Source organism: Mesorhizobium escarrei, from assembly GCF_935825525.1.
In the GTDB taxonomy this organism is placed as follows: Bacteria; Pseudomonadota; Alphaproteobacteria; order Rhizobiales; family Rhizobiaceae; genus Mesorhizobium; species Mesorhizobium escarrei.
Genome location: NZ_CAKXZT010000115.1, coordinates 67,434 through 86,871, shown reverse-complemented (window position 1 = coordinate 86,871; position 19,438 = coordinate 67,434). Strand labels below are relative to the sequence as shown.

Here is a 19,438-nt window from a genome sequence, read left to right as displayed (position 1 = left end):
TTAAGTCCATGCTCAAGCAAATCAGACCCGCGATCACCATGATCGTTTTCTTCACCATCCTTACCGGCCTGATCTATCCGATCGGCATGACCGGCATCGCCCAGGCCTTGTTCCCGCGCCAGGCCAATGGCAGCCTGATCCAGAGGGACGGCAAGGTCGTCGGCTCCGAACAGATTGGCCAGGCTTTTGCCAGCGAGCGCTATTTCCATGGCCGGCCGTCGGCTGCGGGCGACGGCTACGACGCCGCCGCTTCGAGCGGCTCGAATCTCGGGCCGACCAACGCCAAGCTGATCGACCGCGTCAAGGGCGATGCCGACAGGCTGAAAGCGGAAAATCCGAACCAGCCGGTGCCGATCGATCTTGTCACGACTTCAGGCAGCGGCCTCGATCCGCATATCAGCCCCGAGGCCGCCTATTTCCAGGTCGCCAGGGTGGCCAGGGCCAGGCGCGTCGATGAAGCCAGGGTTAAGGCCCTTGTCGACAGCCATGTGGAGGACCGCGAGCTCGGCTTCATGGGAGAGCCTGTGGTCAATGTGCTGGCGCTTAACCTGGCGCTGGACGAGGCCATCAGGCAATGAATGGTGGCAAGCAATGAGTGGTGGGCTGGGGATCGACACCATCCCCGGCGCCATCCATGATCGATTGTGATGCCGGACGACAGAAGCGACGAAACCCGACCCTCACCCGACGCCCTGCTTGACCGTGCGGAGCGGGAGGCGCGCGGTCGTCTGCGGATTTTTCTGGGTGCAGCACCCGGTGTCGGCAAGACCTATGAAATGCTGATGTCGGGCCGTGCAAGGTTGGCCGACGGAGTGGACGTGGTGATCGGCGTCGTCGAGACGCACGGCCGCAAGGAAACCCAGGTGCTGGTCGACGGCTATGAGGTGATTCCCCGTCGTCGGGTCGACTACAAGGGGCGCATCCTCGAGGAAATGGACCTCGACGCCATCCTTGCCCGGCGTCCGGCGCTGGTCCTCGTCGACGAGCTTGCCCATACCAACGCGCCGGGCAGCCGCCATCCCAAGCGCTATCTCGACGTTCAGGAAATCCTGACGCACGGCATCGACGTCTACACCACGCTCAACATCCAGCATGTCGAAAGCCTGAACGATGTCGTGGCGCAGATCACGCGCGTCAGGGTGCGCGAGACGGTTCCAGACTCCATCATCGACCAGGCCGACGACATCGAGATCATCGATCTCACGCCCGACGACCTGATCAAGCGGCTCGAGGAAGGCAAGGTCTATATCCCCAGCACCGCCCGGCGCGCGATCGAGAATTATTTCTCGCCGGGCAATCTGACGGCGCTCAGGGAACTGGCGCTGCGCCGCACCGCCCAGCGTGTCGACGAGCAGTTGCTGACCCACATGCAGGCCCACGCCATACCCGGACCCTGGGCCGCGGGGGAAAGGGTTCTCGTCTGCGTCGATGCGCGTCCGGGCGGGGCGGCCCGCGTCCGCTATGCGCGGAGATTGGCCGACCGGCTCCGCGCCCCCTGGACGGCGCTTCATGTCGATACCCCTCGTTCAGCCGCCACGTCCGAGGAGGGCAAGGATCGGCTGGCGACGCTGCTGCGCCTTGCCGAGCAACTCGGCGCCGAGGTAACGACCATTCCAGGTCAGAACGTCGCGCAGGACATCGTTCGCCATGCGACCGCGAACAACTTCACCCATATCGTGATCGGCAGGCCGACCCGATCGCGCTGGCGGGAATTGATCGAAGGCTCGCTTACTTATGATCTCATCCGCAATGCCGGCGACATCAGCGTCCATGTTATTTCGGGAAACGAACGCAACGCCGAGGCGACGTCAAGGACCGTCAGGGCGGCGGACGAGCAGTCGCAATTCGAGATCTGGCCCTATCTCAAGGCCACGGCCTATGTTGTTGGCTCGCTCGCCTTCGCCGCCCTTCTCCACCAGTTTCTCGACGTCCGCAATCTGGCGATCATCTTTCTCATCGGGGTTCTGACGTCGGCGGTGACGGGCGGTCTCTGGCCGGCTTTGTATGCCTGCTTCATCAGCGCCATTGCCTTCAACTATTTCTTCCTGGAACCACGTTACACGCTGACGATCCAGGATCCGGAGAGCATCGTGGCGCTGGCTGCCTTCCTGGTTGTTGCGGTCATTGCCAGCAATCTGACAGTGCGCGTGCAGCGACAGGCGGTCGCTGCCCGTTCGCGGGCACGCGCCACGGAAGATATCTATCTCTTCTCGAAGAAGCTCGCCGGCGCCGGCACGCTTGACGACGTGCTCTGGGCGACTGCCTTCCAGATAGCCTCGATGCTGAAGTTGCGCGTGGTGCTGCTGCTGCCGGAAAACGGCACGATTACCGTCAAGGCCGGTTATCCACCCGACGACACGCTGGCCGAGGCCGACATCGCGGCCGCCCGTTGGGCCTGGGAGCACGATCGTCCCGCGGGCCGCGGCGCCGACACGCTTCCCGGAGCAAGACGCCTGTATCTGCCGTTGCGGACCGGGCGCACCGCCGTCGGCGTCGTCGGCCTCGACAACGACAAGCAAGGCCCGTTGCTGACTCCCGAACAGAAGCGCCTCCTCGACGCGCTCGCGGATCAAGCGGCAGTCGCCATCGAGCGCATCCAGCTTGTTGCCGACGTCGACCGGGCCAAGCTCGAGGCCGAGGCGGACCGCCTGCGCTCGGCGCTGCTGACCTCGATTTCCCATGACCTGAAAACGCCGCTTGCCGCCATCATGGGCGCCGCCGGCACCCTGCGGGAATTTGCGCCGGCGCTTCCCGAAACGGACCGGGCGGACCTGCTGTCGACCGTGCTCGACGAATCGGAACGGCTGAACCGCTTCATCGCCAATTTGCTCGACATGACCAAGATCGAATCCGGTGCGATGGAGCCGAACTACGCATTCCACTATGTCGGCGACATTGTCGGCACCGCCTTGCATCGAGCCAGAAAAATCATCGGCGAACACAAGACCGAAATCGACATTCCCACGGATCTGCCGATGCTGAGGGTCGACCCCGTCCTGTTCGAGCAGGCGCTGTTCAATCTCCTCGACAATGCCGCCAAATTTGCGCCGCCTGGTTCGACGATCCGCCTGCAGGGCTGGGCCGACAATGGGTCCGTCATCCTGCAGATCATGGACGAGGGGCCGGGCATTCCGCCAGCGGATCTGGAGCGCATTTTCGACACGTTCCACCGGGTGCGCAAGGGCGATCAGGTCCGTGCCGGCACCGGGCTCGGGCTGTCGATCTGCCGCGGCTTCATCGAGGCGATGGGCGGGACGATTTCGGCGGCCAACAGGACCGACCGCTCGGGTGCGGTTTTTACCATCAGAATGCCGGTACCGGCAGACCAACATGTGGGCGACCCCGACATGGATGACCTGCCATGACGAACCTGGACGTCAGGATATTGGTCGTCGATGACGAACCGCCGATCCGCAAGCTGCTGCGCGTCGGCCTTGGCAGCCAGGGCTATGCGATCAGCGAGGCACCGAACGCCAGGACGGCAATCGAGCTCATGGAGACGGAAAAGCCGGACCTGATCCTGCTCGATCTCGGCCTGCCCGGCATGGGCGGCCACGAATTGCTGCGCAAATGGCGGGACGACGGCCTGGATGTTCCCGTCGTCATCCTTTCCAGCCGCACCGACGAGGCCGGCATCGTCTCGGCACTTGATCTCGGCGCCGACGACTATGTCACCAAGCCGTTCGGCATGAACGAGCTTGTCGCGCGCATCCGCGTGGCGCTCCGCCACAAGTTCCAGCAGCAAGGCGAGAAGCCGGTCTTCCACACCGGCGATCTCACGGTCGACCTGGTGAAGCGCATCGTCATGATCGAGGGCAGGGAGATAAAGCTCTCGCCGAAGGAGTACGACATCCTGCGCATCCTCGTGCAGCACGCCGGCAAGGTTCTCACCCACCAGTTTCTTTTGAAGCAGGTCTGGGGCGATTCGACTGACGTGCAGTATCTCAGGGTCTATGTGCGGCAGCTCAGGCAAAAGATCGAGAAAACGCCCGACCAGCCGCGTTACATCACGACCGAAACCGGTGTCGGGTACCGCCTGCGCGAAGTCGACTGAATGCTGGAAAGCATGGCTTTACGCGGACCAAACAACTCAATCGGCTGAGAGTTCCGCGGTCCGGACAAGCGCGCCGCTGAAGCCGGCCAGCGAGATGGAAAAGCTGACAGGCTGACCGGTATCCGCTGCGACAGCATTGACCTTCAACGTCTTGGCGGACTTGAGCAAGGGCGTGATCTTCGTATCGAATGCCACCGGCACCAGGCAGCCGACGACCTGGCAGGTGCTGAATTGCAGCGCGCCCTCCAGTTGCTTGCCATCGATCTCGATATTGATTCCCTTGGCCAACGCCAGTCCGAATGGCAGCGCCAGGGTGCCATTGGCTTGCTCTGCGACCTTGGTGGCCAATTCTATCGCCAGAAGGCGCTGGCCATTCTGCTTGTTGAACTGCTGATGCGACAGGCTGCAGGCCTTGTTTATGCTGGCTATCTGGCAATTGACAGTCCAGTCGCCATGGGTTTCGGACAGGGCCGACGCGCCGCCGGGCAATTGCGGCGCTTTGGCTGCGCCCGCGACGGGCGCCGTCTTGTCGGCCTTGGTCTGCGCCGCTGCTGTCGCGACCGGAAACACGACGATGCAGGCAATGCCCAGCATCGCAGCCAAATGCGCCTTGCTTCTCATGAATTCCCCTTCTTGCCCGCCTCAAAAACCGGATTCCGCTTCTCCGGATCATGCCCTAAAGCGCGTCGCGTCAGGCCGGCCTCATGCGACACGCTTAGGTTGTAGTGTTATGCCTGTTGTTGTCGCAAAACCGCTGCATGCTTTTGCGCGACATGCATTAGAAGTTGACCTTGAGGGACGCGCTGACCGCGTTCTGTTTTACTGTTTCCCCGAAGGCGCCATTGTATCTGACAGCCATGCCGACGCCATTCACGCCATTGAGTTCGAGACCGGCACCGACGCGATAGAGCGGCGAATCGACCTCCTGTGTCAAGTGCAGCGCCGGATTGCCGGGCAGATCTTCCGCAGCCGCGAAACGACCTTCGATCTCCCACTCCTTGTTCGAGAACTCCACGCCCGCCTTTCCGTAGACACGAAGGCTGGCAATATCGCTGAGCGCAATGTCGGTGCCGAGCTCGAGGCCTGGCGTCGCGGAATAATAGGCATTGGAACTGCCGTCGAAATTGAAGGCGGCGACCGAGCCCTCCTCCTTGCCGGAGACGCGCAGCCACCGCGCATCGAATTGTAGTGTCGGCTGCAGGTAGAAGGCACCCATTTGCTGCGTCACGCCGAACCGCGCGGAGCCGCCGAACTGGGCGGTTCTCTGCGTATAGGTGACGCTGTTGCCGATGCCGTCGAGCAACAGTTCCGGCAGATAGAGGCCGGCAAGCGTTTCGCCGGGAATATAGGCGACCTGGTCGACACTCGTGTCGCGTTCGCCGTCGAACCTGCCAGTGCCGCCGCCCAGCGCGAAATCGACGAAATAGTTCTTGTTCTCGTATTTCGCCAAGGCATAGGCCTGCCAGGATTCACCCTCAGTGGTCGACAGCAGCTCCTGGTTGAAATGGATCTCGGAATCGAATTCGGTCCTGCCGATCGTGCCACCCAGCGACCAGTTCCGGCTGACCTCGGCGATGGCGCCAAACGACATCGTCTTCAGGACATCGTCGCGGCTGGTGGTTCCGGCTCCGGCGTCGCGGCTGTAGTCGGCCTGCGGGCTGATCGACGCCCAGACGCAGCGGCCGTCGGAGTTCTTGTAGACGGAAACACCGGTGCATTCACGCGCCGTTTCCAGCATGATGTCGGCTGAGCGGTTGACCATCTCGAATGCATGCACCGCGTAGTGCGGCGTCAGCCTGGTCAGCGCCGCGCCAAGTGACGCCTCGTCCGGCAGGAAGCGCAGCATGTTGATCAGCCGCGCCATCGGATTGTCCGGGCTCGACGATGCCTCGATATCGTCGAGATATTGCGGCATTTGGAACACGCCCGGATCTGTGGTGCCAGAAGCTGGATCCTGCGCCAGTTCCAGGAAGGTCGGATTGTCGGCGTAGAGAACGAGATCGGTGCCGTTGTCCACCCTGGTCAGGAAGTTGAAGCCGACCGCCGGATGCAGTGTCGTCGGCGTGATGCCGGAATCCACCATCGAGGATCCCCTGGCCAGCAAATATTCCGCAAACAGCTTGTCGATGGAGAGGAAATTCAGCGGCGCCTCGCCGTTGAAGTTGCCGGCGCCGGTCAAGGCGAGGGCGTCGGTGATCTGATTGTTGAGATCCACGTCGGTGACAAAATCGCCGGTGGCGCTCTGGCTAACGCCGCCGGTCACATCGACCGTCTCCACCACTGCGATGCCCTTGTTGGTCATCAGCCCGTCATTGAGGAAGGTGCCGCCGCCGAGATCGATGGTCTTGAGGCCGACCATCGAGGAATCGGCGAAATTGTGGAAGCCGTTCAGGCCGCTGCCGAGATCGATATTGCCGATGAAGCGTCCCAGCCCGACAGCGCTCTTCTGATTGTTGATCTGATCGTTGCCGGAAGTGCCGGTGATCGACAGCGGGCTGAAATCGTCGAGCAGGGATTCAAGGATCGCCTTCTCCGGCACAACCGGCCCACCAGCCGCCAGCTCCGCCAGGTAAGCGGTCAAGTCTGCCGCATTCAGGAAAGAAAAGGACGGCGTCGCTCCCATCGCGTACAACAGGCCGTTGTTGTTCACCGCATTGTTGTTGCCGCCGACAAGCATGACCGCCACGCCGGTGCCCGCGCCACCGATCGTATATTGACCCTGAAGGTCGACGGTGATGTTGCCCTTCGATCCATTGGCCGTGCTTTCGGCGTAGGCGGCGACCGAATCGGCGCCTTGTGCGAACAGGTTGGACCTTGCGGTCAGCCTAACCGCACTGGCGTTGCCCTGGCCGGTCGCGCTCTGGCCGAACAGCGCATAGCTTTCCGCGCCGTAGACAGCGACCTGGCTGTTGGCCGTCGCCGCAGCGGCATTGGCATCGCCAATACCGCCAGCCGAGCCGGCGCCCTTGTTCAGGCCGCCGGCGATACCATCGCCGCCGCCAACCGCCTGTGCAACTATACCGTGCGAGCGGATGCCGGTTGTCTCGATCTCACCGGTCTGGATGACAGTGACGGTGCCTCCAACGCCCTTGGAGCCGTCCAGCATCTCCAGGGACAATTCGCTTGGGCCGCCGCCATTGTCATCGGTCGCGAACCGGCCGAAGCTGGTCCCACCGATGCCACCGCCACCGCCCACGGATTGCGCGACAATGGCGATCGAATCCGCGCCTTCGGTGATGATCGCACCGGTGCGCTCGACATAGACGTTGCCGCCGTCGCCACCCGCTCCGCCGAGCCCGCCAACGCCCAGCGCCACGGCAGCCTTGCCGGAAGCATCCGCACCCATTCCGCCTCCGCCACCGACTGACTGCGCAACCACGCCATGCGCCAGAACGCCAGTGGTGTGGATATCGCCAGCGACCAGTACCTCCACATAGCCGCCGTTGCCGCCGAACCCGCCGTCTACGCCGACCTGAAGCGAGTACGCTCCGTCGCCCTCGGACTCGTTGGTCATCGAGCCGCCGAAGCCGCCGCCGCCGCCGACGGACTGGGCGAAGATACCGATGGCGCCGGCACCGGATGTAGTGATGGCGCCTGCGTTGTGATGGACGTAGACAGCGCCACCATTCGCTCCCGCACCGACCACCTGGTTCGGGCCGGGGAGCAGATCCTCCGGCGCCAGCTGGATGCCGATAGCGGTCTCGCCGTCCGAAGCCTGCGTCAACGAGCTCGACGCGCCGCCGCCGCCGCCGATCGATTGAGCGAAGATGCCGTGCGACATGACGCCAAGGGTGGTGATATCTCCATAATTCGTGACGCGGACAGTGCCACCGTTGGCCCCACCTGCGCCGGTTCCGCCAAGTTGCAAGGTGACAGTCGTGTTGCCGCCCTCGGCCTGGCTGTTGCCCGCGCCGGCGGACCCGCCGCCACCGCCGACCGATTGCGCGAAAATGCCGTGGGCGTCGTCACCGGCGGTGACTATGCGGCCCGTTGCATGGTTGGTGACCGTCACATTGCCACCTGCGCCGCCCTTGCCGCCCTTGCCGCTCAGCGTCGCAGCGATCTGATATTCCGCCTCCTCGCTGGTCGTGCCCGCCGCACCACCACTGCCGCCGCCGCCGCCGATGGATTGCGCCTGGATACCGTGCGATCCGTGGCCGGTACGCGCGCCGGTCAACAGGTCCAGACTGCCGGTCGTGACGATGCCGGCATTTTCCACGATCACCTCGCCGCCGCCGCCACCGCCATTGGCAAAGCCGCCGACGACCAGATTGACGGTCAGCGTATCGCCCGAGCCCTGGCTCTGGCCGCCGCCGCCGCCGCCGGCGCCACCGCTGCCACCGATCGATTGCGCGAAAATCCCGACGGACCGATTGCCATAAGTGCGGATTTCAGCAGTATCGCGATTGAAGACGCGCACAAGGCCACCCAGGCCCGCTGCTCCGCCAAATCCACCCACGGAACCACCAATCGCATACTCGGCCTCGACGCCTGATGACGCCGCACCGCCGATGCCGCCGCCGCCGCCGACGGAGCTTGCGGTAAACCATTCGATTGGTCCCGGTCGGTTTGGATCCTAGCGGCGTTGGTCACCTCGATCTCGCCGCCATTGCCGGCATTGCCGCCCGCCAGTCCGATGCCCGCACCGACTGATACGGTCGCGCCGCCGCCATACTTGCCTTCGCTGCCCGCCGCCGCGGCGCCCGCAACGCCACCGCCACCGCCGACCGACTGCGCGACGATGCCGGCAGACCCATATCCGCGCGTATGGATGTCGCCTGAATTGTTCACAGTCACTTTCGTGCCGCTGCTGCTGCCGCCGAGCGCATAGGTGCCCCATTCCGCTCCGTTGGTGACGCCATCACGGTCGCGATCTCCGGTCGTGTCACCGCCGCCGCCGCCGATTGCCAGGTTCGCGTTGACCGTGGTGCCCTCGCTGCTGCCGATATTGAGAGCCTTGGCATCGGCCGAGCCCCCCGCGCCGCCGCCACCGCCGATCGACTGGGCGAGGATGCCATTGGAGAAATCGCCAAACGTATCGAGCGCACCAGAGTTTATGACGGTGACCGCACCGCCATTGTTGCCATCACCCCCTGGCCGCCGATCGCCACATTGGCGTTTACGTTGACATTCGAACCCGTGCTGACCGACGCCGTCGTGCCGCTGGCCGAACCGCCCGAACCGCCGCCGCCACCGATCGACTGGGCGAGGATCGCATTGCTGGCATGGCCGCCCGTTATGATCGTGCCAGCATTGTTGACATTGACGGTGCCACCGGTGTTGCCGGCGCCGCCCCAGCCACCGACTGTTACCGTTGCATTGACGGTGACAGTGCCGCCGAGACCCCCGGCGCCAGCCATGGAGTCGCCGCCATTGCCGCCGCCGCCGCCGACCGACTGGGCGAGAATGCCGTGGGAATTGTTGCCCGTCGTCACGATCGAACTGGTTGGATCGCCGAGGCCGTAATTGACCGTCACCGTGTTGCCGCCGCCGCCGCCGCCCTTGCCGCCAATCGATGCACCAAGATTGATGCTCACAGTGGGGCTGAAACTGCCCGAATAGGTACGGCTGCGTCCGCCGTCGCCTCCGCGACCGCCAACCGATTGCGCCAGTATGCCGCCGCCATTGTCAGGGTTGTTGCTGCCCGGCACATCCGGATTCGCTACCGATGCGATGTGACCGTTGCCGGTGACCTCCACCGTTCCGGCGTTACCACCGGCACTGCCCGACCCGCCGACGGAAACCGACAGCGCGCCTGCCGGATAAGGATAGATGTTTGCCGCTGCCGACAGGGCGAACGCATCGCCACCACTGCCGCCATTGCCGCCGACCGACTGCGCGAAGATACTCTTGGCGCCGCCGCCATTGACCATGATGTCGCCAGTATGGCGAACCACCACATTGCCGCCGATGCCGCCGCCGCCACCGCCGCCGCCGATCGAAACGGAAATGGCCGCCAAACCGGCCGATACCGCGTTCGACGCGCCGCCATTGCCGCCGCCGCCGTCAACCGACTGCGCGAGGATACCATGCGAAAGGCCCCCCAATGTCCTGATATTGGCATTGTTGGTGACATCGACCAGCCTGCCGTCGCCGCCCAATCCGCCGCCGCCGCCGACCAAAACGGCGGCCGTTGTGCCGACGGCATAGCTGAAGCCGCCATCGCCGCCGCCGCCGCCAACCGATTGGGCAAACAGGCCGATCGAACCATATTGGAGTGTCGTGATTCTGTTGGTGTTGGTTGCGCGAACCTCGCCACCGCTGCCGCCGCCATCGCCACCGCCGGCAACGGACACCGCGGGCCCCAAACCAGCCGCGATCGAGAAACCACCGGAACCGCCGCCGCCGCCGACCGACTGCACCAGGAATCCGTGCGAGAAAATACCGTCGGTTCGCAATTCCGCGCCATTCGACGCCGTGACGTTGCGCCCGACACCACCGACGCTTCCATCGCCGCCGACGCCGACATTGACACCCAGCCCAGCCGAGATTGTCGAGGCTCCGGCACCGCCGCCGCCGCCGACAGATTGCGCGACATAGGCATGGGAATATTGGCCTGAGGTCGAAATGCTGCCGGCGCGAACAGTGGCATGGACTTCGCCGCCGTCGCCGCCGCCGGCGCCTTCGCCGCCGATGCCGACGGAAACAGCCCCGGATCCCGCCAGCGTGAAGCCGCCGCTGCCGCCGCCGCCGCCGACCGACTGGGCAAGAATGCCGATCGACCGGTCGCCGCCGGTGCTGATCGTAGCGGTGTTGACGTCAACATCGACACGTTCGCCATTGCTGCCGGCGCTGGCGCCGCCGCCGATGCCGACGGCTACCGCCGCCGAAACATTGACCGAGAAACCGCCATTGCCGCCGCCGCCGCCAACCGATTGCACGATCAGGCCGGCGGAATCGTTGCCACGCGTCGTGATCGTGCTCGTATTGGACGTATATTTGGCCGTGCTGGTGGTGCCGCCAACGTCGCCATCGCCGCCGACGCCGACCGAAACCGCGAAACTGCCCGTGAACGCACCGCCACCGTTGCCACCGCCGCCGCCGATCGACTGCACGACGATGCCCGCCGACCGGTCCTGCCAGGTATCGACCTTGCCGTTGAAATCAGCGCTTGCAGCCATTGAATTGCCGCCGGCCGACCCGGTGCCGCCAACCGACACCGCCGCGGCGACGCCGACTGCTCCCGAGAAGCCGCCATTGCCGCCGCCGCCGCCAATCGACTGCACGATCAGTCCGGTCGAATCGGTCCCGTGCGTCTCGATTTCCTGAAGACCACCAGCAGCTGTGCGGAAAATCACCTCACCGGCATTGCCGCCGGCGGACCCCCTGCCGCCGACGCCGATCGTCGCACCAAGGCTGCCGGCGATCCGCCGTTGCCGCCGCCGCCGCCGATCGACTGTGCGATAAACCCAGCGGACTGACCGCCGAAGGTCTCGATCGAACCGCCGCTGGTGACGTCGACCAGGCTGGCATTGCCGCCAGTACCGCCGCTGCCGCCAACACCGACGGCAACGCCGAGAGAAACGCTTACCGTGAAGCCGCCATTGCCGCCGCCGCCGCCCACCGACTGTGCAATCACACCAGCGGAATCCGAACCTCTGGTGATGACGTTGGCGTTGCCGACGGCGTAACGCACCTCACCGCCGTCGCCGCCTCGTGAACCCGAGCCGCCGATGGCAACCGAAGCGATACCGCCGGCGGCGATTGCGCCGCCGCCATTGCCGCCGCCGCCGCCAACCGACTGCACAAGCATGCCGATCGCCGACCGGCCGTTCGTGTTGATGACAACGCCGTTTCCAGCCTGGTTGGCGGTGACGCTGCCACCGTTGCCGGCGGCTCCGCCGCTGCCGCCTATTGCGACTGCCGCCACAGAGCTCCCGATCGCAACTGCGTACCCGCCATTACCGCCGCCGCCGCCGACCGATTGGGCCAAGACCCCGATTGCGCCGTCGCCGCCATTGCCGTCGGCGCCAGTGCTGATGTCGCCGCCGATGCCGGCGATCACGGCTCCTGCATTTCCGCCGCCATCACCTTTGCCACCAGTGGAAACGAAGACGCTCCCGGCGCCACCGCCATTTCCGCCGCCACCGCCGATCGATTCGACCAGCATGCCGATTGCGTTAGCCCCGTAGGTCGTGATCCTGCCGGTGTTGGTCGCCCTGGCCTCTCCGCCATTGTTTCCATCGGTGCCGGATCCGCCTCCCGCATAAAACAGCCCGAAAGCACCACCACCATCGCCGCCGGCGCCGCCGATCGACTGGACGACCAGTCCGCTGGCGGATTCTCCGTGGGTCGTGATGAAGCCGGAATTGTCACCCGAAGCACTGCCACCTAGCGTTGCAGACCCACCGTTGCTGCCAGAGCCCGCGAAAAGCGTTGAGGTTTTGTTCTCGTCGCCGCCTTTGCCGCCGGCAGAGCGAATGAGCATGCCATACGAGAATTGCCCGAAGGTCGTGACTGAACCAGCATTACTGCCGCTCGCTGTCCCGGCATGACCGCCATTTCCACCCTCGCCTGCATTGGCGTATCCGGCAGAAATCGCATTGCCCCCGGTGCCGCCATTGCCACCGCTGGCGTCGACCAAGATCCCGATCGAGTTCGCTCCGGTGGTTTCGATTATGCTCGAAGCAGTGGCGGTTGCGCTGGCGTTGCCGCCGGCACCGCCATGTCCGCCGTCGCCGTCGTCCGCAAAGACAAGCCCTCCACTGCCACCCCCATTACCACCTCGGCCGCCGGTCGCCGTGGCGACCATGCCGTGATGAAAATTGCCCTCCGTGAACAGCCCGGCGGTGTTGGTGGCTGCAGCGCTTCCGGCGCTATTGCCGTTGCCGCCCTCGCCGCCATTGCCCACGAAAAACAGAGTCCCATATCCGCCATTGCCACCATTGCCGCCGTCGGCCGTTACGTCGTAGGCGCTGACTTGGGGCAGAGCCGGCGCGGGCACGCTCTGGGCGATGTTGTTGACATGCACCGCGTTGCCACCGGCGCCGCCATTGCCGCCGTCGCCGTCATAGCCGCTGCCGTTGCCTCCGTTGCCGCCATTCTGGTTGATAAGGACTTGGGCATGAACAACGTCTGGTGAAAGCGGAAGCACCCCTGCCAGTGCCGTCGCACCAAGCAGCAGCGCCAAGTGACCTGGTAGAATGGGCCGACTTGGTGGAATGGGCCGGCTCGGCAGAATGCGCCGGTTCTCGCGGCGCGTTCTATTTTGTGTCGGTCCAGATTCCTCGTTCGAGAACATTTCGGCCAGGCATTCCGCCGAATTTGGTTCATTGCCAACGAACCCGCGCCGCACATACGTCGCAGAATGCTTTGAGAACAAAGCCATGCACTCGCCCCCTACCTGCGGACGCTCCAACCCCTCTGTGAGTCTGAAGCCGCCACCCGCCTGCCAGTCAATAAGGAATGCCTAATACGCAATAGAACTCAAAGCAGTAACACCAACACTCCATCTGGTCACTTGTGAAGCCTTAGCTTGATTAGAATACCGTAACCTTTTCCGGACGGAATCGAAAAACTTGATCTTTCATCCGAAGGAATCGAAGTGTTGCGTGAAAGACACTGACGAGAATATCCGGCGTTTCATAGTCGTCATATGACGACTATGCTTCGTCCAGACGCCCGGAATCAGAAGTCGACTCACCAACGCATCAATTCGGCTGCCATCGGCGCCTTGACCTTGGCATCGCCAAACAAACGCAAAGAATACAGACCCGAATTCACACCTGTGACGATGATGCTCCGATCGGTGCATAAGGGCCGACAGGCTTTAAGTTCCGATAACCCGCTCGGCACCGAGCGGCGTCCCGATCTGGATTGCTGGCGGAATGCGGACAAAGGACGAGAGCCCGACCTTCGGCGTAGACTAGGGCATGGGGCGCTTGCGGCCTTTGATCTCTCCATGCCGGCGGCATAGCCGCGGCCCGCCACTCTCGCAGGTCCTCACGGTCTGGCGCAAGTCGCGCGTCGCGAGTAGGCGCACAATTGAGTGTCATACTGGTTGCATTACAGTATGAAACTTTGCGTTATCACGTTCCCACAAATTCTCTTTAACAAAATCATGGTTAACAGGTCCCTGCCGTAGCTTAGCCACAGTCGGCTTTTATCAAGCACGGCTGGGGGATATCTACAGCATGGCGGAAATGTCCAAAAACGAAACAGTGGAGCGACAACCTGATGCCGCAGCATAGCGCACATGAACAATATCTACTTGAACTTATCAACGCGGAGAGGGCTAAGGCCGGCGTGCAGCCACTGGCCTTTGACAATGATCTCAGCGAGGCGGCTGAGGGGCACAGCAGATGGATGCTTGCAACCGACACCTTTTCTCACACGGGGTCGGGAGGGTCCACGCCCACCCAGCGTATGAAGGCTGCTGGCTACACCCTCGCGGGCTCCTGGGCGACAGGGGAGAACATCGCATGGGCTACGACCAGGTCACCGACAGGCTATAATGACGAGATTCTGCTTCTGCACAACAACCTGATGAACTCCTCGGGTCATCGTGCCAACATCCTCAACGGGAACTTCCGCGAGGTAGGTCTTGGCTTCGAGGTTGGCGATTACCGGGGGCGCTCCAGCGGTTTCGTGGCGGAGAATTTCGCCAAGACCGGATCAGACCTGTTCCTGACCGGTGTGGCGATCGACGACAAGGACGGGGACAGATTCTACGATCCCGGTGAAGGTCTATCCGGTCTCACCATCACAGCGAAGAGTTCGACGGGCACGACGTTTACGACGAAGACCATGGCCGCTGGCGGCTACGACCTCGCCCTCAAGCCGGGCACCTACACAGTAACCTTCTCGGGGGCGGGCATCGAAGCTTCGACGCGCACCGTCTCTGTAGGGAGCAAGAACGTCAAACTCGATCTCGTCGACCCCAAGCAGGGAGCCGTCGCTGCCGTTCAGGATGAACCGGCGGCCGTTTCCGATCCGGCGCCGCAGCAGGACCCGACGCCAACGGCGCAAGCTGAACCGGCCACGACAACCCAGCCGGATTCTGGGCAGCCGGTTTCTGGCTCCGAGTGGCTTGCAACCTTCTTCGGCAAGCAAGGCGCAAACTTCCGGTCCGGCCAGACCTTGGCCGAACATGAGGAGGCTGAAGGAACGCCTGGCACGGCTAAGGAGAGTGGTGCACAGGTGGCGCTTGACGGCGATAACATCGTGTTTCCACAACTCGGGAACGCTCGGGGCCAACTCGACGACGCTGTCGAGCAGGTCCGGGACGGTGCATCGACCGCGTTAGCAACTGCAGGCGATCCGAGATCGGCATTTGATTGGGCAGAGTACGCACACACGCAAGCGGGCGATGCCGACGCGCTGGCTGCGAAGCTCATCGAGCAACTGTCTGCGCATAACAACAGCACGATCGCCGATCAGGCCGCTTAGTCGATGCCGGACGATGCGGGCCTGCAGTTATGGGCCCGCATCGCCTGCTGACGCATGCGTTGTGCGAGGGGACATCAATGTCACAATCCGGTTTAGAGAGGCTCCGCCCACCGAGGGCGAAGTCCGAATTGGCTGCCTGCCTGGCGCATTTCCGGCGCGCCTTTTTTGCGGTGGCGGGTTTCAGCGGCCTTATCAACGTGCTGATGTTGTCCGGCTCGGTGTTCATGCTGCAGGTCTACGACAGGGTCCTGCCCAGCCGTAGCTTGCCGACGCTGGTGGCTCTGGTCCTGCTGATTTCGATTCTTTATGTTTTTCAAAGTGCACTCGACGCGATCCGCGGCCGGGTGCTGGCGCGTATCGGCAGCGGACTCGACGAGCGCCTGAGTGAACGGACCTACCGCGTGATGTCGCAACTGCCCTTGGCCAGAGGCCGTTCGGGCGAAGGCATGCAGCCGGTGCGCGATCTCGATCAAATCGGTGGCTTCCTGGCCAGCGGTGGTCCCGCCACTCTTTTCGACCTGCCGTGGATGCCGCTTTATCTCGGACTCTGCTTTGCCTTCCATCCTTGGCTCGGCCTGGCTGCGCTGATTGGTGCGATCCTGCTTTTGGCATTGACCGTGCTCACGGAGAAAACGGTCCGCCGTCCAGCAACCGAAATGTCTGGGTATGCCGGAGCGCGCAGCAATATCGCACTGGCAAGCATCCGTAACGCCGAAGTGCTCGAAGCGATGGGCATGAGATCCACCCTGGCCTCGCGCTGGGCGGAGGCAAACGGCAAATACAGGCAGGCGCAGATGCGCGCCAGCGATGTCACAGGTTCGTTCGGCGCGCTTTCGCGCGGTCTCAGGATGCTGCTGCAATCAGTCGTTCTCGCGATCGGAGCGTATCTGGTGATCGGCGGGGAAGCCACGCCTGGCATCATCATCGCCAGTTCTATTCTCACTGCGCGAGCGCTGGCGCCAGTCGAACTCGCAATTGCGCACTGGAAGAACTTTCTTGCCGCCAGACAAGGCTGGCGCCGGCTGAACGAACTTTTTACGCAGTTCCCTGCCACAGAGGATCGCTTGCAGCTGCCGCCGCCGCGGATGCAGCTCTCGGTTGAAGGAGTTAGCGTCGTTCCGCCAGGCGAACCCCGTTTTGTCGTACAGGACATTGCGTTTTCGCTGAGCGCCGGTTCCGCGCTCGGTGTCATCGGTCCGAGTGCATCGGGTAAATCGTCGCTGGCGCGGGCGCTCGTCGGCGTCTGGCCGGCAGCGCGCGGCAAAATCCGCCTGGACGGTGCCGCCATGGAACAGTGGCCGGCTGAGGCACTGGGGCGACATATCGGCTACCTGCCGCAAGATGTCGAACTTTTCGCGGGCACCATTGCTCAAAACATTGCCCGCTTTGATCCTTCTCCGGATCCGACAACCATTATCGCGGCGGCCAAGACCGCGGGAATGCACGAAATGATCCTGCGCTTGCCTCGCGGCTATCAGACCGAGATCGGGGAAGGCGGCGCGTCGCTTTCAGCAGGACAGCGGCAGCGCATCGGACTGGCCCGCGCGCTTTATGGTGATCCTTTCCTCGTCGTTTTGGACGAACCGAACTCAAATCTGGACGCTGGAGGCGAGCAGGCTTTGACTCAGGCGATACTTGCAGTCAAACAGCGGCACGGCGTGGTTGTCGTAATCGCGCATCGTCCAAGTGCCTTGGCGGCAGTGGACCTTTTACTTGTTCTCGACTCCGGCCGTCAGCACGCATTTGGGGCGAGGGATCTGATCGTCCGGGGCGTGACGCCGAGCTCCCCCGTGGGAACGCTTCAAGCAGTTGCCTCGGAGGGAAAGGCATCAGGATGAATTTATTTCATGATCGATCGTTGTTTGGCGTGCGTGACGGCGTGAGGGAGATGATGCCGCATCTTCGTGCCGGAGCGAGCCATCTGGCGGGCGTCAAGGGCAAGATCGGCGGGCTGCTGTTCGTTCGGGCTAACCTCCATACCGAATTGCGATCGCAGCCGACGCAGAACGACTTATCCCTTCGCCGGTATATGCTTCTTGGTGCCGCAACCGTGGCGCTGCTTGTCGGCGGCCTTGGTGCATGGGCCGCAACGACGGAATTGTCAGGCGCCGTAATCGCCACCGGCCATATCGCAGTGGAATCCAACGTCAAGGCGGTTCAGCATCCAAGCGGCGGCGTTGTCGGTGCGATCAACGTGCGCAACGGCGATGAAGTCAAAGCAGGCGATATTTTGCTTCGTCTCGACGACACGCTTACACGCGCCAATCTCGCCGTCATAACCAATACCCTGGACGAACTCTCGGCGCGGGAGGCACGCCTCACAGCAGAGCGTGAGGGTTCCGAGGCGATATCCTTCTCCGAGGATCTCACCAGCCGCTCCTCTGCTGGACATGTCGCGCGTGTGATCGGCGGGGAGCAGAAACTTTTCGCTTTGCGCCGGGGAGCTTACCGTGCTCAAATCGAGCAACGCAATCAACGGATGAGCCAGCTCAAGGAGGAGATCGCGGGCCTCGAGGCACAAAGGGCGGCCAAGGAGCACGAGATTGCATTGGTCCGCGACGAGATCAGGGGCGTCAGGGGCCTATGGGAGAAAAAGCTCGTTCAGCGGTCGCGACTGCTGGACCTGGAGCGGGGCGAGGCCCAGATCGAGGGAGGGCGCGGCCAGCTCGTCGCTGCGATAGCCGAAGCGAACGGCAGAATCAGCGAAACGGAAATGGCCATCATCCAGATCGAGCAGGATTGGCGCAGCGAGGTCGCGAAAGAATTACGCGAAACGGAGGCTCGCACCGCAGAATTGGAAGAACGAAAGATCGCCGCGGAGGAATTGCTTAGGCAAACCGATATTCGTTCACCCCAGAACGGGCGGGTGCATCAGCTTGCGATTCATACGGTCGGCGGCGTCGTCACTGCCGGCGAGCCAATTATGATGATTGTCCCGACCGCTGACGAACTGACTGTGGACGCACGCATCACGCCTCAAGACATAGATCAGGTCCAGCCCGGCCAGCTTGTCCATCTGCGGCTGTCGGCGTTCAGCCAGCAGGTCACGCCGGAAATCGAAGGACATGTAGCAACGGTTTCTCCCGACCTCGTCGAAGACGAGCGGAACGGACTATCCTACTACACCGTGCGGATCAGGCTTGACGAAGCCAAGCTTGGCTCGTTGGATCCGGAAAGCCTCAAGCCGGGCATGCCGGTGGAGGCGTTCATGCGCACGACCGATCGCACCGTCATCTCGTTTCTGATGAAGCCATTGACCGACCAGATCAGCCGCGCATTCCGCGAATAGTCGCGCGGCTGGGCTATCGCCGTGCCGTGGCCAACGGCTCCGGGGAACGCAGCGCCGCCCCCGAGCTTTTCAACTGTGCGATGTTGCGGTTCAAATTATCTGCTCAAGGCCCGAAAGGTATGGAACTGCAGGATGCCCTCCAGCTTCTTGTCGTCGGCCTCGTATTGGTTCCCTTCGCCAGCACACATCGATCGACGGGCTTTGCGGCCTGACTGGCTAGCCGCCAATTCCGATCCGGCGAGGCTTTAGCCATGGCATCATCAGACAAACGCCCTATATAATCGCAAGGTTCTGTTTTGTGCGGGCCCAAGGTTCTGTTTCGTAAGGGAATGGATGGATGTCGCCGCTTCGCCTATCGACGATCTTGATGTCGGCAACCCTGGCAACAGCGGTGCTGTCGGACGCGGCTCTCTCCGCGCAGAACGTCACTCCTGCCAATCGTAACGCGGTGGTCCGGCAAAGCGACTTGCTGATGCTGGAGAACAGGCTGCGGCGGCAGCAATATCAGCAGCAGCAACAGCAGTTCCGTGCCCAGGATCGCGTGGTCGTGCCGCAACGGCCAGATGTGCCGCAGATGGCGCCCACTTGCCAGTTGCAGCGCTCGGGCAGCCGCTTTATCAGGACCTGCCGATGATGAGCTCATTTATTTAGCCGACTTATATCCTTGAATGCCACTCGCCTCCAAGTAGCATCAAGGCGGTTTTGAT

11 protein-coding genes and 1 pseudogene are annotated in these 19,438 nt (G+C 63.1%); 7 read left to right on the top strand and 5 right to left on the bottom strand.

Going from position 1 to position 19,438, the window contains the following annotated elements:
- Nucleotides 1–8 precede the first annotated feature (8 nt).
- The 3 genes from kdpC to NMG80_RS08955 all read left to right on the top strand — a co-directional run bounded on the left by kdpC (nt 9) and on the right by NMG80_RS08955 (nt 4,054).
- A complete protein-coding gene (gene kdpC, locus NMG80_RS08965) occupies nt 9–578 on the top strand; it encodes a potassium-transporting ATPase subunit KdpC (RefSeq protein WP_254017787.1) in 570 nt (189 codons plus the stop codon).
- Nucleotides 579–647: 69 nt separating this feature from the next.
- On the top strand, nt 648–3,365 hold the full coding sequence (locus tag NMG80_RS08960; protein ID WP_254017786.1) for a DUF4118 domain-containing protein: 2,718 nt from the start codon (nt 648–650) through the stop codon (nt 3,363–3,365).
- Nucleotides 3,362–4,054 carry a response regulator transcription factor gene (locus tag NMG80_RS08955; protein ID WP_254017785.1) on the top strand — a complete coding sequence of 231 codons (693 nt, stop codon included), beginning with the start codon at nt 3,362–3,364 and terminating at the stop codon, nt 4,052–4,054. Before NMG80_RS08960 ends, NMG80_RS08955 begins: the two co-directional genes overlap by 4 nt.
- Before the next feature lie 36 nt (nt 4,055–4,090).
- On the opposite strand, the gene NMG80_RS08950 is transcribed toward NMG80_RS08955, so the two are convergent.
- The 5 genes and pseudogenes from NMG80_RS08950 to NMG80_RS08930 form a co-directional block, all read right to left on the bottom strand.
- Complete coding sequence (locus NMG80_RS08950; protein ID WP_254017784.1) at nt 4,091–4,675, bottom strand: invasion associated locus B family protein; 585 nt, start codon at nt 4,673–4,675, stop codon at nt 4,091–4,093.
- Between the two features lie 157 nt (nt 4,676–4,832).
- On the bottom strand, nt 4,833–8,474 hold the full coding sequence (locus tag NMG80_RS08945) for an autotransporter outer membrane beta-barrel domain-containing protein (RefSeq protein ID WP_254017783.1): 3,642 nt from the start codon (nt 8,472–8,474) through the stop codon (nt 4,833–4,835).
- Nucleotides 8,475–9,108: 634 nt separating this feature from the next.
- Entirely contained in the window at nt 9,109–11,352 is a 2,244-nt protein-coding gene (locus tag NMG80_RS37020) for a hypothetical protein (protein ID WP_301943210.1), read from the bottom strand.
- Nucleotides 11,349–13,184 carry a hypothetical protein gene (locus NMG80_RS08935; RefSeq protein ID WP_254017782.1) on the bottom strand — a complete coding sequence of 612 codons (1,836 nt, stop codon included), beginning with the start codon at nt 13,182–13,184 and terminating at the stop codon, nt 11,349–11,351. Before NMG80_RS08935 ends, NMG80_RS37020 begins: the two co-directional genes overlap by 4 nt.
- Before the next feature lie 667 nt (nt 13,185–13,851).
- A pseudogene (locus tag NMG80_RS08930) lies at nt 13,852–14,006 on the bottom strand (IS5/IS1182 family transposase); the annotation flags it as partial.
- A 224-nt stretch (nt 14,007–14,230) separates the two neighbouring features.
- On the opposite strand from NMG80_RS08930, the gene NMG80_RS08925 reads away from it, so the two are divergent.
- The 4 genes from NMG80_RS08925 (at nt 14,231) to NMG80_RS08910 (ending at nt 19,365) form a co-directional block, all read left to right on the top strand.
- Nucleotides 14,231–15,442, top strand: a complete 1,212-nt coding sequence (locus NMG80_RS08925) for a CAP domain-containing protein (protein ID WP_254017781.1) — start codon at nt 14,231–14,233, stop codon at nt 15,440–15,442.
- 77 nt (nt 15,443–15,519) lie between these two features.
- Nucleotides 15,520–17,280, top strand: coding sequence for a type I secretion system permease/ATPase (locus tag NMG80_RS08920; protein WP_436798570.1), 1,761 nt, complete (start codon nt 15,520–15,522; stop codon nt 17,278–17,280).
- Nucleotides 17,277–18,731, top strand: a complete 1,455-nt coding sequence (locus NMG80_RS08915) for an HlyD family type I secretion periplasmic adaptor subunit (protein WP_254017779.1) — start codon at nt 17,277–17,279, stop codon at nt 18,729–18,731. Before NMG80_RS08920 ends, NMG80_RS08915 begins: the two co-directional genes overlap by 4 nt.
- Nucleotides 18,732–19,068: 337 nt before the next feature.
- Entirely contained in the window at nt 19,069–19,365 is a 297-nt protein-coding gene (locus NMG80_RS08910; protein ID WP_254017778.1) for a hypothetical protein, read from the top strand.
- Nucleotides 19,366–19,438 lie beyond the last annotated feature (73 nt).